Below are 15,059 nucleotides of genomic sequence, written 5' to 3'. Positions count from 1 at the left end.
GCTTTTTTGTTGTGTGCTTGACCCCTTCTCCTTCCGGGAGAAGGGGCACCAAAGGGGCGGATGAGGGTACGTGCAAAGCCTCGTGATATTCGGAATGTAAGTGGCTTCGCCCGCACCCTTACCCCAACCCCTCTCCTGCAGGTGAGGGGCTTGGATTGCTTCTCAGCTCGGGAGAAGGTGGCGCGCAGCGCCGGACGGGGGGGGGGCGTGCAAAGCCGCATTGGGTGAGGGCGAACAAGGGCTTCGCACCGTACCTTACCCCAATCCCTCTCCCGCAGGAGAGAGGCTTTGAATCCGTCTTTACTCAGGTTGCTGTTGTTACGTCTGCGCAGGCTGCGTCTCCGGACGCGGCGGCACAACGCGCGGGAAGCCTGGCGGCATTGCCTGATCTGTGGGCACGATGCCGGGTGTCGGCAATGGCGCACTCGGCGGCGGTGCGCTCATTGTCGCGTCAGGCCGCAGTTTCAGCAGTGCGGCCCAGTCGCGGCGATTGAAGTCGCACAGTTCTTCGTGCGCGGGCGTGCACTCGCTGGCGATGCCCACGCTGTCTTCATTCTGCTCCTGACTGCTGTCCGATTGCGGCGTTGGCAACACCACGCGACCGGCGCGATCCAGCGGCATCTTGCGCATCATCACCGTGTTGAACACATTGCCGCCGATCAGGTACAGCGTGCGGTCACCGCCGACATTGGCGGCCACCACCACGTCGCAATGCGACTGCCACGGCATCGGTGCGCTGCCGCCGAGGGCAGCCTTCAGGCCGGCATAGCCCAGTGCGGTGCTGCGCCCGCGCAGCAGGCACAGCAGATCGCCGGGCGCAGGCTTTTCGACCGCCGGATCGGTGAACCGGTACGGTCCGGTGGCGCCGTCGTCATAGGCGCTGCGGATGTAATCCAGATGGCGTACGGAGCGATGAAAACCGCTCAGCCCCGACTGTGTCATTACCCAGGAAATGAAAGCGGCCGACCACGGGTTGTCGATCAAAAACGCGCGGCAGTCGCTGGCGGTGTAGCGCGTACCATCCAGTGCCGCGCAGCTGGAAGCGCCGGGGCGGCCGCCCATCGATGCAAGTGTGCCGCTGTCGCGCCAATAGCCTGCAACGCGTTGCCAGGCGACCAGACCATGGTCGGCGAGATAACCCGACTCGGCTTCGGTGACGCCCAGACTGACCACGCGACCCTTGGCATCGATAAACGGGCGTTGCCAGAGACGATGCTCATTGCAGGCGCTGCGCACGATGGCGATCGCAGCGGGGCTGGTGCCGAACCGTGGCGGGATATCGCACACCTCCGCAGCCGCAGCGCTGCTTCCAACACCTGCCAGCAACAAGCAGAGCCACTGGCAAGGTTTTACGCTCATTGCAGATCCTGCACGAAAACAATCGCGGCAGGCTGCCAGAGCCGGCTGCGCGCACGCGTGAAATCAGCGCGTCGGTGGCGGGCCGAGTTTGAGCGACAGATCCACTGCCTGCACGTGCTTGGTGAGCCCGCCAATCGAAATGCAGTCCACCCCGTCTTCGGCAACGGCGCGAATGCCGGCAAGATCCACGCTGCCGGAGACTTCCAGCGGAATGCGTCGTTCGAGCGGCAATGCGGCAACGATACGCACCGCTTCGCGGCGCATGGCCTGGTCGAAGTCGTCGATCAAGATACGCGTGCAACCAACCTGCAGTGCCTCATGCAGTTGCTCCAGCGTTTCCACTTCGACCACCAGCGGCAGCTGCGGTTGCTGCGCGCGTGCGGCATGCACGGCAGCGCTCAACGACCCGGCGGCACGGATGTGGTTTTCCTTGAGCATCACCGTGTCGAACAGGCCGATGCGGTGATTGCCGCCACCGCCGCAGCGCACGGCGTATTTCTGCGCAGCGCGCAGGCCCGGCAGTGTCTTGCGTGTGTCCAGGATGCGCGCGCGCGTCCCGGCCACCGCAGCCACATACGCCGCGGTGGTGGTGGCCGTGGCCGACAGCGTCTGCATGAAATTGAGCGAGGTGCGTTCGGCACTGAGCAGGCTGCGGCTGCGCCCTTGTAGCAGTGCGAGCACCGTGCCGGCAGCCACGTGCTGGCCTTCGTGCACCAGCCAGTCGATGCGCACCTGCGGGTCGAGCGCGCGGTGGGTGGCATCGAACCAGGGGCGGCCGGTGATGACCGCATCCTGCTTGCACAGCAGATAGGCGCTGTCGGCCCGATCGGGCAACAGCGCAGCGGTCACATCGCCGCTGCCGATGTCTTCGGCCAGGGCGCGTGCCACATCGGCGTCGATCGATTCGGCGGGGGGCGTGACCGGCACGTCGGTGTGCACGGGTAGGCTCACTTTTCGGGGAAGTCGGCGATTTGCGTGGTGGCGATGGCCTCTTCGGCCAGCAGCACCGGGATGCCGTCATCGACGCGGAAGATCTGCTTGCGGTCGCGGGTGATCAGTGCCTCACGCAGCGGCTGGGTCTGGGCGGTGCCGTCGGCGCGTTGCAGGGTTCCGCCGGCAATGGTGGCGTTCAGTACTTCCAGGCCCTTGACGTCGAGCAGCGAAAGCGGCTGGCGGGTGTCGGGCGAGCACAGCAGGTCGAGCAATTTGCGATCCATCGAAGTCTTGTCTTGCGTGGAGATTGGCTAGAATACGTCTTTACCGCAGGGCAGGGCCATGACCTCCAACCACTCCGCGCCGCTGGTCGGCATCGTGATGGGCTCCCGTTCGGATTGGGAGACCATGCAACACGCAGCTTACAAGCTTGACGCGCTGGGCGTGCCGTACGAAGTCAAGGTGGTCTCGGCGCACCGTACCCCCGACGTATTGTTCACCTACGCCGAACAGGCTGGCGAACGCGGCCTGCGCGCGATCATTGCCGGTGCCGGCGGCGCGGCGCATCTGCCGGGCATGCTGGCTGCCAAGACCGCGGTGCCGGTACTTGGTGTGCCGGTGCAGTCCAAGGCGCTCAATGGCATGGATTCGCTGCTATCGATCGTGCAGATGCCAGCCGGCATTCCGGTGGCCACCTTTGCCATCGGCAATGCGGGTGCGGCCAATGCGGCGTTGTTTGCGGCGGCCATGCTGGCGCCCGAGCAGGCGCAGATCGGTCAAGCACTGGGGCAGTTCCGCGCCAAGCAGACCGACGATGTCATGGCCTGCGACGACCCGCGTCAATGACCACGGTCGGTATTCTCGGTGGCGGCCAGCTGGCGCGCATGTTGGTGCTGGCCGGTGCGCCGCTCGGCATACGCTTTGCGGTATTCGATCCGTCGGCCAATGCCTGCGCAGGGCAGGTTGCGCCGCTGCAGGTTGGCGCCTTCGATGACGTGGCGACCCTTGCCGCCTTCGCCGAACAGGTGGATGTGATCACCTTCGACTTCGAGAACGTGCCGGCCACCAGCGCGCAGCAACTTGCCGTCCAGGTGCCGGTGTTTCCGAGTCCGGCTGCGCTGGCGGTTGCGCAGGATCGGCTCAGCGAAAAAACCTTGTTCCGCGAGCTCGGCATTCCGGTGCCGGAGTTTGCCGCGATCGACGACCGCGCCGGCCTGGATGCAGCGCTTGCGCAGATCGGTACGCCGTGCGTGCTGAAGACGCGCCGCTTCGGCTATGACGGCAAGGGCCAGTTCCGCATCAAGACGCTCGCCGATGCCGATGCCGCGTGGGACGCACTGGGCGCACAGGCGGCACACGTTGGGTTGATCGTGGAAGCGTTCGTGCCGTTCCAGCGCGAGGTCAGCGTGGTGGCAGTGCGTGGGCGCGATGGCGCATTCCGTGCCTGGCCCCTGACTGAGAACTGGCACGTAGATGGCGTGTTGTCGGCCAGTATCGCGCCGGCGCGCGTGGATGCGGCGCTGCAGGCATCGGCCGAATCGCACGCGCGTGCCGTGTCGGAAAGGCTCGACTATGTTGGCGTGTTTGCGCTGGAACTGTTCGTGCGCGACGGTGAGTTGCTTGCCAACGAAATGGCGCCACGCGTGCACAACTCCGGGCATTGGACCATCGAAGGCGCCGAAACCTCGCAATTCGAAAATCATGTGCGTGCCGTCCTTGGCTTGCCGCTGGGCAGCACGGCGATGCGCGGCCATGCCTGCATGCTGAACTGGCTGGGTGCGATGCCGGATGCCACCGCGTTTCTGGCGGTGCCGGGTGGGCATTGGCACGATTACGGCAAACAAGCCCGCAATGGCCGCAAGGTAGGGCACGCAACACTGCGCGCGGAGACAACGCAGGCGCTTGCACTGGCAGTGCGCGATGCAGGCGCGGCGTTGCTGCGCGATGCGCAAGTTGGGCCGGTGGTTGCGCGCTTGAACGAAGGCTGATGCGCGTAGCGCATCAGCGGTGATCCAGCGCTGTGCAAATCGTTTTCCGCGACGACGCAGTGGTGCGGGTTCGAAAACGCTCGGTAACTTCGTCAGCAGATGAACCAGTGCCCATCTGCTGACGCAAGCTGAGCGGTCAGGTCAGCCCAGCCGGCTTGCGACAAAATCCCAGTTGACCAGCTTCCAGAACGCATCCAGGTAGCGCGCGCGATCCTGTTGGTAGTCCAGGTAGTACGCATGTTCCCAGATATCGCAAGCGAGGAGCGGAATGTCCGGCCCGGTGAGCGGGGTGGAGGCATTGGGTGTGGCGACCACTGCCAGCGCGCCGTCCGGGCGTTGCACCAGCCACACCCAACCCGAGCCGAAGCTGGTCAAGGCCATGCGATTGAACTCTAGTTTGAAATGCACGAAGTCGCCGAAGGATTTGGCGATGCGCTCGCCGAGCTGTCCAAGCGGCTCGCCGCCAGCACGCGTACGCAGGCACTGCCAATAGAAGTTGTGGTTCCACACCTGCGCGGCGAGATGAAACAGCGTGCCCTGCGCCTGCGCGATGATCTGTTCCAGCGTCAGCTCGGCAAACTCGCTGCCTTCGATGCGCGCGTTGAGCTGCTCCACCTCGCTGCGGTGACAGACGCCGTGGTGCGCCCCCAGTGTTGCAGAGGAAAGATGCGGCTCCAGGGCCGCGCGGGAGTAGGGCAGTGCAACGTGTTCGATCGGCATGATGTCAGTGGCAGCGAAGGGAGTGCGGCGATAGGTCGCGCTGAAGGCTTACAATGCGTGCCTTTGCGGAAGTCTATCCGACCCGGCGGTCGGGCCTGCCGCTCCCAGTCAGGAGAGTCCAATGCTGGTGATGGAACGGATCCAGGCCGAAGTCGAACAACACCCGATCGTGCTGTTCATGAAAGGTACCCCGCAATTCCCGATGTGCGAGTTTTCCAGCCGCGCCGTGCAGGCCCTGGTGGCCGCCGGTGCCGACCAGCTGCGCACCATCAACGTGCTGGAAGAACCCGAGGTGCGTGCGAATCTACCGCGCTATTCCAACTGGCCGACCTTTCCGCAATTGTTCATTCATGGCGAGCTGATTGGCGGCTGCGACATCACCCTGGAGTTGTTTGAAGTCGGCGAGCTCAAGCGCATCGTCAGCGAGGCCTATCAGCCGTGAGTTCGGTGCAGGCCCAGCCTCAAACCGCCGCCTTGGCGGGTCGCGTCGTGCTGATCACCGGCGCTGCCGGTGGCCTTGGCGCCGCCGCGGCACAGGCATGCGCGGCCGCAGGCGCCACGGTGGTCTTGCTTGGCCGCAAGCTGCGCCCGCTGGAACGCCTGTACGACGCAGTTGCAGCGCTGGGTAGCGAGCCGCTGCTGTATCCGCTGGATCTGGCCGGCGCAACACCAGACGACTACGCCACGCTCGCGCAACGGTTGCAGACTGAGCTCGGCGGCCTGCATGGCTTGCTGCAGTGCGCTGCCGACTTTGCCGGCCTGACGCCGGCCGAACTTGCCGCTCCCGCCGATTTCGCGCGCACCTTGCATGTCAACCTGACCGCGCGCGCGTGGCTGACCCAGGCATGCCTGCCTTTATTGCGTCAGCAGCACGACGCAGCCGTGGTGTTTGTGGTGGACGACCCCGCACGCGTCGGCCAGGCCTATTGGGGCGCATATGGCGCCGCTCAGCATGCGCAGCGCGGCCTCATCGCGAGCCTGCATCATGAAACCGCCGCTGGCCCGGTCCGCGTCAGCGGCCTGCAACCCGGCCCGATGCGCACCGCATTGCGCGCACGCGCTTTCACCCATCACGAAGACAGCGACGCGGTCGATGCCGTACGTTACGCGCCTGCATGCGTCAGCGTGTTGTCCGCCGCTGGGGCGACGCATCGCGGTGCGATCTGGAGTCCGTCGGTATGACCATTCTTTCAGCGGCGCTGCTGCTGTTCCTGATTCTCGACCCGCTGGGCAACATCCCGGTATTTCTCAGCGTGCTCAAGCCGCTGCCGCCCATGCGCCAGCGCTTCGTGCTTGCGCGCGAACTGCTGATCGCCCTGTGCGTGTTGATGGCGTTCCTGTGGTGCGGCAAATACGCGCTGGAGCTGATGCATCTGCGCCAGGAATCGGTGGCCATCGCCGGCGGCATCGTGCTGTTCCTGATCGGTATCCGCATGATCTTTCCGCGGCCCGAAGGCCTGATGGGCGAAATCCCCGACGGCGAGCCCTTCATCGTGCCGCTGGCCATCCCGCTGGTAGCCGGCCCATCCGGCATGGCCGCGGTCATGCTCATGGGCAGCAACGAGCCTACGCGGCTTTGGGACTGGAGCCTAGCGCTGATGATCGCCTGGATCGGCGCCTCGTCGATCCTCGCCTCCGCACCGCTGCTGTACAAACTGCTCGGACACCGCGCGCTCACGGCCATCGAGCGCCTGATGGGCATGCTGCTGGTTGCCATCTCCGTACAGATGTTCCTGGACGGCCTGGGGACGTACTTCAAGCTGCCGGCATCGATCTAGCGCGTTAGAGCCGCTAACAAAACGACTGCGTAGCCGCCAGGCGGGCGCGGCCGGCGCTCGGAATCGGCAGGCACCACCCTTGCACTGTGGTTCTGAGCGCGCCGTCCGCGCCCAGCTGACAGCTGCTCGCTCCGTGTTGTTAGCCGCTCTTAGTGGGGAAGAAATCCCTCGGGTCCCATCGCGTGTGTGCAGGAGCATGAGCAGGGGGGGCGCTCCAACCCATTTTCGCCTTGGTTCGTGTGCTCGCTGCCCATGAGCGCAGGCGGCTGACCAGCACGACATATCGCCAGAAAGGTAGCTGAGGCGTCTGTTACCGGATGTTGGTCGCCGCCCGTCACCTTTTGAAGTGCATATGCGCATTTTTGGTGATATCGCAGTTGGGTGTCATATTTCGAAGTGCAGTCGGCATATGACGTCGACATGCGCCGCGCGCAGACGATAGGCGACGGCAGCCATTTGATCGCTCAGATCTCTTCTGGTGCTTCAACGGCTGAAGAGATGAGACGCCCATCTCCATGCCGCTGCGACTTTGCGCAATCTGGCGCTTGCACCTTCACCTACGCAGTGCGTGTTGCAGAACGTGAACTTTGTCACGTCGCCGTCACAGGTAGGTCTTAGCTTGTTAATCTGTTGTTAAAAGTTGCAGAAGTAACCAGCCGCACGGCAAGGGACCCCAGATCATCGGCAGCCCACCCCCGGGAACGGTTGGGCTGACTGCGCCTTTCTGTCACTGCCAACCTGCATCGAGGCTACTGAAATGACCCACCCCCGTTGTCTCCGCATGTCCAAGCTGACGCTTGGCCTTGTCGCCGCGCTCGCCGCCGCTCCCGTGTTTGCGCAAAGTACCTCGGCTGGCGTTGCCGGCTTGGTGACCAGTAGTGGCGGCCAGCCCGTCCCGAATGCCGAAGTCACCATCACGCACGTGGAGTCCGGAACGGTCAGCCGCGCCACCACTGATGCCAGTGGACGCTATAACGCGCGCGGCTTGCGTGTGGGCGGCCCTTACACCATCACCATCACCGCCTCCGGTGCTGGCAACACCACCCGCGAAGGCGTGTATTTGAACCTGGACAAGGTCAATCAGGTCGATGCCGCCCTGGGTAGCGATCTGGCCACGCTGGGCACCGTGCAGGCGATCGCCGGCAACTACGGCTCGGACATTTTCAGCGCCAACAAGATGGGTACCGGCACCAACGTGACCCGCGAAGAAATCGAGTCGCTGCCGTCGATCAACCGTAACCTGCAGGACTATGTGCGCCTGGATCCGCGCGTTGCGCAAACCGACAAGGCCCGCAACGAAATCTCCATCGCCGGCCAAAATCCGCGCTACAACGCGATCCGCGTCGACGGCATCAGCACCAACGACGCCTTCGGTCTGGAATCCAACAGCCTGCCGACACCGCGCCAGCCGTTTTCGATGGACGTCATCGATGAAATCTCGGTAGACGTGGCGAACTACGACGTCACCATTAACGGTGGCACCGGCGGCGTGATTAATGCGGTCACCAAGTCCGGCACCAACGAGTTTCACGGGTCGGTCTATGGCACCTATCGTGACAACGATTGGTCAGGCAAGAATCAGAACGGTATTCGCCCGCAGCTGTTCGACAACGAAGCGACGTATGGTTTGACCCTGGGCGGCCCGATCGTCAAAGACAAATTGTTCTTCTTCGCGAATTACGAGAAGTACAAGGGCAAGGGCGTGTTCAACGGTAACAGCGGCTTTGGTCCAACTGGTTCTGGAGCTAGCAATACCGTGAACATCTCGCAGGCGCAGGTTGACGAGATCGTTGATATTTCGCGCAATGTGTATGGGTTCGACCCAGGGACGCTCGCGCTTCCTGCACTGGATTCTGACTCTGAGGAAAAGGGCTTCAAGCTGGATTGGAACATCAGCGATAAGCACCGTGGCTCGTTCCGCTATGGCAAGTCCGAGCAAAGCACTGCGAACCTCAATGGATTCAGCACCAGCTCGTTGGCATTGAATTCGTACCACTACGTGCGCGATTTCGAATTGGAGACCTACACCGCGCAATTGTTCAGCGATTGGACCGAGGACTTCTCTACTGAGGCCAAGGTGTCTTATCGCGACTATTCGGCGATACGTACCGCTGCCTCGCAGCTGCCGGCCATCAATGTCCGTGTCGGCGCTAACTCGGTCAACCTGGGTACCGAGGCGAATACCCAAGCCAATGAGTTGCGTACCAAAACTTGGAACGCCTTCTTCGCAGGCAACCTGTTTCTCAACGATCACACGGTGAAATTCGGGTTCGACTACGAAGATAACGATATTTTCAACCTGTATGGTCCGCGCGTGTTCGGCTCCTACAGCTTCGAATCGATCGCCGCTTACCGCGCCAACAGGCCTGTGTCTTACCGCTATTCGTCCTCGAATACCAGGAACATCGATGACATCGCAGCGAATTGGGGCTTGCGTAATCTTGGACTGTTTGTGCAGGACACTTGGGCGGTCAACAGTAATCTGACGTTGACCTTCGGTCTGCGTTATGAAAAACAGCTGGTTCCGAACAGCCCGCAGTTCAATCAGACCGCATTCGACGCATTCGGCGTGCGTAATGACGCTACGATCGATGGTAACGATCTGTGGCAGCCACGCTTCGGCTTCAACTACACATTCGATGCGGACCGTCCGACCCAGTTGCGTGGTGGCGTTGGTCTGTTCCAGGGTGCTGCTGCTTCTGTGTGGTTGTCCAATCCATTCTCCAATACCGGCTTGGCTTACACGGATTACAATTTCCGTAACGCATCCCAAATCACCCGTGGCAATATCCGTTTCACCCCGGATGTCAATAATCAGCCGACTGGGACCGGCGGCGCGACCCAGTCAGTCGACTTTGTCGACAAGGATCTCGGGCAGCCATCGGTTTGGAAAGCCAATTTGGCGTTTGATGCAGAGCTTCCGTGGCACGGCATCATTGGCTCTCTGGAAGGTGTGGTTACCAGGGTCAACGAGGCGATCTATTACCAGCAGCTCAATCTGGGTGCGCCGACTGCGGTTGGTCAGGATGGTCGCCAGATCTACTGGAACGCAGTTGGTCGCAACCGCGCTAACTGGGACAACCAGGGGCGTGTGTCCGGCAATGCGCTGGCGCGTGCAAATAGCGATCAGCGCTTCAATGACGCCATCATTGCGCGTCCGACCAGTGAGGGTGCGACGCAAAGCTTCACTGTTGGTTTGAACAAGCCCTTCAATGATAGCGACTGGTCATGGAGCTTGGCCTACACCTACTCAAACGCGAAGGAAGTCAGCGGTCTGACTAGCTCCACGTCGGGTTCGCAGCTGCTCAACACCGCAGCGTTCCAGGCGAATGAAGAAGTCAACGCGACTTCTGCGTATGAGATCAAGGATAGTTTCCTCGGCACCTTGCAGTGGAAGCACAACTTCTTTGGTGACTATGCCACCAAGTTAGGCCTGGTCTATCAGGGGCGAAGCGGCCGTCCGTACAGCTACACGTTCGACAACGATGCAAATGGCGATGGTCGAGCCAACGATCTGCTCTACATTCCAAAGGGGCGCGGCGATGTTCTGTTCGGAAGTGCGGCTGAAGAGAATGCATTCTGGAATTACGTGAACAACGACCAGTATCTCTCCACTCATCAGGGACAACTTGCCGGTCGTAACGCGGTGCGTAATTCGTGGGTGAATCAGTTCGACCTGCACATCGAGCAGGAACTTCCAGGTTTTTTCGATGGCAACAAAGCGCAGATCTGGCTTGACGTCATGAACGTGGGCAACTTTCTCAACAAGAACTGGGGCCGCGTGGACGAATATGCTTTCCCAGGCTTCAAGCGCGTTGTTGAATACGGCGGTATTGATGCTGCAACCGGCAAGTATGTGTACCGTTTCAACGAGCCGGCTCAGTCCACTGTCTACGACGACAAGGGCATCTCGCGCTGGGCGCTGCAGCTGGGCTTCCGCTACCAGTTCTAAAGCTGGCTAGCGTGTCGAAGTTTGCACAAACGGCCGGGGTCTCCCGGCCGTTTTCTTTTGTGCGGGTGAGTACGCTAAAGTTCTGTGTCGACGACAGGAGCATGCTATGGAACTCAGCAGTACAGCAGCGCGGGCGCTGCCGGTGGTGGATGCGCGGGTCTACCCGCGTGGTGGCCTGGATGTGTTGTCCAAGGCCGAAGTGGCCAGGCTGCGTGATGCATCCAGCGGTGGCATGCATGAGCTGCTGCGCCGTTGCGCGCTGGCCGTGCTGACCAGCGGCAGCGCATCGGACGACCCGCACGCCGCGCGCGATCTCTACCCGGATTTCGACATCCAGGTGAACCAGCAGGATCGCGGCATCCGCATCGATCTGAGCAACGCGCCGGCGATGGCGTTCGTCGATGGCGACATCATCCGCGGTGTGGCCGAGCTGCTGTTCGCCGTGGTGCGCGATCTTGCCTACATGGCCATCGAACTCGAAGCGCAACGCGCCGATCTCGATACCAGCGAAGGCATCACCAATGCCGTGTTCGGTCAGTTGCGCAATGCGCGCATCCTGCAGCCGTTGGACCCGAATCTGGTCGTGTGCTGGGGAGGGCATTCCATTTCGCGCGACGAATACCTGTACACCAAGCAGGTCGGCTATGAACTCGGCCTGCGCGGGCTGGATATCTGCACCGGCTGTGGCCCGGGCGCGATGAAGGGCCCCATGAAAGGTGCCACCATCGCGCATGCCAAGCAGCGCAAACACAGCACCCGCTACATCGGCGTTACCGAGCCAGGCATCATCGCCGCCGAATCGCCGAACCCGATCGTCAACCATCTGGTGATCATGCCGGACATCGAGAAGCGCCTCGAAGCCTTCGTTCGCATCGGTCATGGCATTCTGGTGTTCCCGGGCGGCGTCGGCACTGCAGAAGAAATTCTCTACCTGCTCGGCATCCTGTTGCGCGAAGAAAATGCGGACCTGCCATTCCCGCTGATCCTTACAGGCCCGACCATCGCCGCGCAGTACTTCGAGCAGATCGACCGCTTCATCCGCCTGACCCTTGGCGATGCAGCTGCCTCGCGCTACGAGATCGTCGTTGGCGACCCGGTCGCCGTGGCGCGCCGCATGGCCGAAGGGGTCCACGAGGTGCGCGCGCACCGCAAGGACCAAAAGGACTCGTACTACTTCAACTGGTCGGTGCACATTCCGCTGGAGTACCAGAAGCCGTTCGAGCCCAGCCACGCGGCGATGGCCGCGCTGGACCTGCATCACGGTCGCCCGGCAGCAGCCCTGGCCGCCGACCTGCGTCGCGCCTTCTCCGGCATTGTCGCCGGCAACGTGAAGGAAGACGGCATGCGCCGCATCGAGCAATTCGGCCCCTTCGAACTCCACGGCGATCCCGAGATCATGCAGGCCCTGGACGACCTTCTGCGTGGCTTCGTCGAGCAACGGCGGATGAAGATCTCGGGGGACTACCGGCCTTGTTATCGGGTGGCGACCTAGGGCTTGAGAATCTCCAAGCTATGGCCGAAAAGTGGTAGGGGAACGTAATTCGCCGGAAAGATCGTCTGCCGCATGCGTCGGTGACCCTGAAACAACCGTTCGTCCCCCTTGTGCTTGTTGCTAGGGGGCGGGCGTAGCATCTTGCACACGTCACGCTGGGGAGCGTTCAATGTCTTTTCGCCGATCTGCCGGCTTTACACTCGTGGAACTCATGATCACGATCGTCGTCCTGGCGATCTTGCTCACCATCGCTTTTCCCAGCTTCCGCGGAACGCTTCGCTCCAATCGAGTCGCGAGCAGCGCCAACGAGACCCTCGGTCTGCTGTCGGTGGCGCGCAGTGAGGCCATTCGCAATCGCCGTGGTGGCGGTGTCTGCGGCAGCGCATCCGGGACCGAATGCGACAACAATTGGGGGGCAGGAATGCTGGCCTGGGCCGATACGGATGGCGATGGGGCATTCAAAACTGGCGATACGGTCCTGCGCTTCGTCGCGATCGACACCTCACTGTCCAGCACCGGTCCTTCTGGCGCCGTGATTGCCTTCGATGGGCGTGGGCGCAGGGTCGCGTCCACCAACCAACAGATCACGCTGCAGCCGGTGACCTGCGATGGGCAGGCGCTGCGTCGCACCCTGTTCGTTAATGCCGCCGGCCAGATCACGTCTCAGAAGAGCTCCTGCCAATGATGCTCCGTCCCTTCGTTTCGCCCTCTCTCACCAGGGGATTCAGTCTGCTTGAGGTGTTGATAGCTATCGTCGTTCTCGCATTTGGCCTGCTCGGCTTTGCGCTGTTGCAGACGGCGAATGTGCGGTTCGTGCAGAGTTCCAACTACCGCACCCAGGCGACCAACCTGGCGTATGACTTGATGGACCAGATGCGAAGCAACCGCTTCCAGTCTGCCTGGTATACCGATGCCACCTTTTCCGCAAACACTGTGACTGCAGCCAGCTGCAGTCGGCCTCTCGGGAGCGTGGCCATCGCTGACAATATCTCGCGTTGGAAATGCCAGGTCGTGCGCGCATTGGGCGAAGGCGCCAGTGCAACCGTTCTCAATAATAACGGCCAGGTCACCGTTGGCATCAGTTGGGGGGATCAGCGTTGGGATGCCAATAATCCCAACGCCCAGACTACCTTCACCCTGGTATCGCAGCTATGACGCGGCGTTTTTCTAACCAACGCACTGCTGCCGGCATCAGCTTGGTGGAGATGATGATCGCGATGGTCATCGGCCTGGTGCTGATGCTGGGAGTCATCCAGGTCTTTTCTGCGTCGCGTACCGCGTCGATGTTGGCCGAAGGTAGTGCGCGTGCGCAGGAAAACGGACGTTTCGCGATGGATTTCCTCCAGCGCGACATTCGCATGGCCGGGCATTTCGGGTGCGTCAACGACCAGGCTCATTTTGTGCGCGGGGAAGGGGATCCGGCCATCAATACCGGTGCGGTCAGTGGTTCAGGTCATCCGCTGGATTTCAGCATTAGCGTGCAAGGCTACGAGGCGCCTAACACCAAGCCGCCCGGCACGCTGACCCTCGGAGATACCTGGGCAGTGCCGGTGAATCTGCCCGCTGCGATTACCAAACTCAATCCTCGCGGTGGCAGCGATATCTTGGTGTTGCGTTACCTGGCCCCGGAAGGCGTGCCGATCAAGGCGTTGACCACAGGCAGCGATAGCGTCGTGGGCTTTGATGCCACCGCCGGACTGCGTTTGACAGAAGGGGGGCAAGCGGCACCGAACGTGTTCGGAGTTGCGGACTGCGATCATGCCACGGTGTTCAAAGGCACCTATGTCAGCGGCAAGGTCACTGCCACCGGGACCAATTTGTCCAATTACTCCACACGCCCAAGCGGACAGACCATGCTCTACCGCGCCGAGTCGCTGGTGTATTACGTCGGCACATCTGCGACTTCAGGCGAGCCTGCACTGATGCGCGCACGGTCCAATGGCGTTGACGATTACGGCACGCCGGAAGAGCTGGTCGAAGGGATCGAGAACATGCAGTTGTTGTTCGGGCTCGATCAGACTGCAAACATATCCAATACCTCGCCACCGTTGGGAAACATCAGCACCCAGGCGATCGCGAGCGACGTCTCTATTAACACCGATTCCACCGCGGCGGGGCAGTGGAGACGGGTCGGGCAAGTTCAGGTTGGCATCCTGGCACGCAGTCCCGCACGTTCTACCGCCGAAGGCCCGGCAACTGCGTTGAGTTATCCCAGTGCGTTGGGCGTCTCGTTTGCGCCGCCCACCCAGACGGATGGCCGTTACCGAATGACGTACGAATCCACGATCGCCTTACGCAATCGCCTGTTCGGGAATTGACCAATGAATGCAGTCGCTCGCCGCCGCCCAATGCCCTCCCGCCCCCGTGGGGCAGTGCTCTATGTTGCCTTGATCATGTTGATCCTATTGGCGTTGATCGGGATCGCCGGCATGCAGGTGGCAGGGATGCAGGAGAAAATGGCGTCCAATTATCTGGTGACCAACATCGCCTTCCAGAATGCCGAGGGCGTGACGCGTAGGAGCGAGCGGGCGATTGAAGCCATCGCCAATCGCAAGAGCGCTCCCAGCGACGCAACGGTTGCGGATACTGATATCCAGCAAAACTGTGATACCGCATTCGATCCGGTGGCCTGGGCACGTAATAAGGCTGTGTCGGTGCATGAGGCGGTCAATGTGCGGCGCATCGAATCATGCATCATCGGGGGAGGCTCGCTCGCGATGGGCAATACGGTAGATCCGGTAACTCCCGTATATCAAATCACCACCTTCGCCAACGATGCGACGACGGATGCATCTTCGTCGGCGTCGATTGACTCCATCTTCAAGCTCTGAGGCCGT

The 15,059-nt window shown here is 61.8% G+C and carries 15 protein-coding genes and 1 other RNA gene; 12 read left to right on the top strand and 4 right to left on the bottom strand.

The features are described from left to right. Positions 1–318: 318 nt before the first annotated feature. The 3 genes from WJW29_RS02410 to WJW29_RS02400 all read right to left on the bottom strand — a co-directional run bounded on the left by WJW29_RS02410 (position 319) and on the right by WJW29_RS02400 (position 2,576). The gene (locus WJW29_RS02410) at positions 319–1,359 is read right to left on the bottom strand and encodes a DUF2272 domain-containing protein (RefSeq protein WP_011409052.1); all 1,041 of its coding nucleotides are present in this window, start codon (positions 1,357–1,359) and stop codon (positions 319–321) included. Positions 1,360–1,422: 63 nt separating this feature from the next. After that, the gene (gene nadC / locus WJW29_RS02405; RefSeq protein ID WP_011259731.1) at positions 1,423–2,310 is read right to left on the bottom strand and encodes a carboxylating nicotinate-nucleotide diphosphorylase; all 888 of its coding nucleotides are present in this window, start codon (positions 2,308–2,310) and stop codon (positions 1,423–1,425) included. Next, on the bottom strand, positions 2,307–2,576 hold the full coding sequence (locus tag WJW29_RS02400) for a Trm112 family protein (protein WP_011259730.1): 270 nt from the start codon (positions 2,574–2,576) through the stop codon (positions 2,307–2,309). Before WJW29_RS02400 ends, nadC begins: the two co-directional genes overlap by 4 nt. A gap of 58 nt (positions 2,577–2,634) precedes the next feature. On the opposite strand from WJW29_RS02400, the gene purE reads away from it, so the two are divergent. Both purE and WJW29_RS02390 read left to right on the top strand, forming a co-directional pair. Then, entirely contained in the window at positions 2,635–3,138 is a 504-nt protein-coding gene (gene purE / locus WJW29_RS02395; RefSeq protein WP_011259729.1) for a 5-(carboxyamino)imidazole ribonucleotide mutase, read from the top strand. After that, on the top strand, positions 3,135–4,280 hold the full coding sequence (locus WJW29_RS02390) for a 5-(carboxyamino)imidazole ribonucleotide synthase (RefSeq protein WP_011259728.1): 1,146 nt from the start codon (positions 3,135–3,137) through the stop codon (positions 4,278–4,280). Before purE ends, WJW29_RS02390 begins: the two co-directional genes overlap by 4 nt. 141 nt (positions 4,281–4,421) lie before the next feature. On the opposite strand, the gene WJW29_RS02385 is transcribed toward WJW29_RS02390, so the two are convergent. Continuing rightward, positions 4,422–5,000 (bottom strand): Fe-Mn family superoxide dismutase, encoded by a 579-nt coding sequence (locus tag WJW29_RS02385; RefSeq protein ID WP_011409050.1) that lies wholly within the window; start codon positions 4,998–5,000, stop codon positions 4,422–4,424. 121 nt (positions 5,001–5,121) lie between these two features. Between WJW29_RS02385 and grxD the strand changes: the two genes are divergently transcribed. From grxD to WJW29_RS02335, 10 genes are all read left to right on the top strand, one after another. Continuing rightward, positions 5,122–5,442, top strand: coding sequence for a Grx4 family monothiol glutaredoxin (gene grxD, locus WJW29_RS02380; protein WP_011259726.1), 321 nt, complete (start codon positions 5,122–5,124; stop codon positions 5,440–5,442). Next, on the top strand, positions 5,439–6,182 hold the full coding sequence (locus tag WJW29_RS02375; RefSeq protein WP_011259725.1) for an SDR family NAD(P)-dependent oxidoreductase: 744 nt from the start codon (positions 5,439–5,441) through the stop codon (positions 6,180–6,182). Before grxD ends, WJW29_RS02375 begins: the two co-directional genes overlap by 4 nt. Further along, positions 6,179–6,778 (top strand): YhgN family NAAT transporter, encoded by a 600-nt coding sequence (locus tag WJW29_RS02370; RefSeq protein ID WP_011409048.1) that lies wholly within the window; start codon positions 6,179–6,181, stop codon positions 6,776–6,778. Before WJW29_RS02375 ends, WJW29_RS02370 begins: the two co-directional genes overlap by 4 nt. Positions 6,779–6,846: 68 nt before the next feature. Beyond that, positions 6,847–6,923, top strand: a non-coding RNA gene (locus WJW29_RS02365) — sX9 sRNA. Between the two features lie 612 nt (positions 6,924–7,535). Beyond that, positions 7,536–10,730, top strand: coding sequence for a TonB-dependent receptor (locus WJW29_RS02360; RefSeq protein WP_011259723.1), 3,195 nt, complete (start codon positions 7,536–7,538; stop codon positions 10,728–10,730). Between the two features lie 106 nt (positions 10,731–10,836). Next, positions 10,837–12,222 (top strand): nucleotide 5'-monophosphate nucleosidase PpnN, encoded by a 1,386-nt coding sequence (gene ppnN, locus WJW29_RS02355; protein ID WP_011259722.1) that lies wholly within the window; start codon positions 10,837–10,839, stop codon positions 12,220–12,222. Positions 12,223–12,391: 169 nt separating this feature from the next. After that, positions 12,392–12,907 (top strand): Tfp pilus assembly protein FimT/FimU, encoded by a 516-nt coding sequence (locus WJW29_RS02350; RefSeq protein WP_011259721.1) that lies wholly within the window; start codon positions 12,392–12,394, stop codon positions 12,905–12,907. Beyond that, positions 12,904–13,377 carry a type IV pilus modification protein PilV gene (gene pilV, locus WJW29_RS02345; protein ID WP_011259720.1) on the top strand — a complete coding sequence of 158 codons (474 nt, stop codon included), beginning with the start codon at positions 12,904–12,906 and terminating at the stop codon, positions 13,375–13,377. The genes WJW29_RS02350 and pilV overlap by 4 nt, the downstream gene beginning before the upstream one ends. Continuing rightward, positions 13,374–14,540, top strand: a complete 1,167-nt coding sequence (locus WJW29_RS02340; protein ID WP_011259719.1) for a PilW family protein — start codon at positions 13,374–13,376, stop codon at positions 14,538–14,540. Before pilV ends, WJW29_RS02340 begins: the two co-directional genes overlap by 4 nt. 3 nt (positions 14,541–14,543) lie before the next feature. Continuing rightward, on the top strand, positions 14,544–15,053 hold the full coding sequence (locus tag WJW29_RS02335; RefSeq protein WP_011259718.1) for a PilX N-terminal domain-containing pilus assembly protein: 510 nt from the start codon (positions 14,544–14,546) through the stop codon (positions 15,051–15,053). The last annotated feature ends 6 nt before the right edge of the window (positions 15,054–15,059 follow it).

The organism is Xanthomonas sp. JL1 (assembly GCF_038405005.1).
The sequence above is the reverse complement of the archived record's forward strand: the minus strand, read 5'-3'. Positions and strand labels throughout refer to the sequence as shown.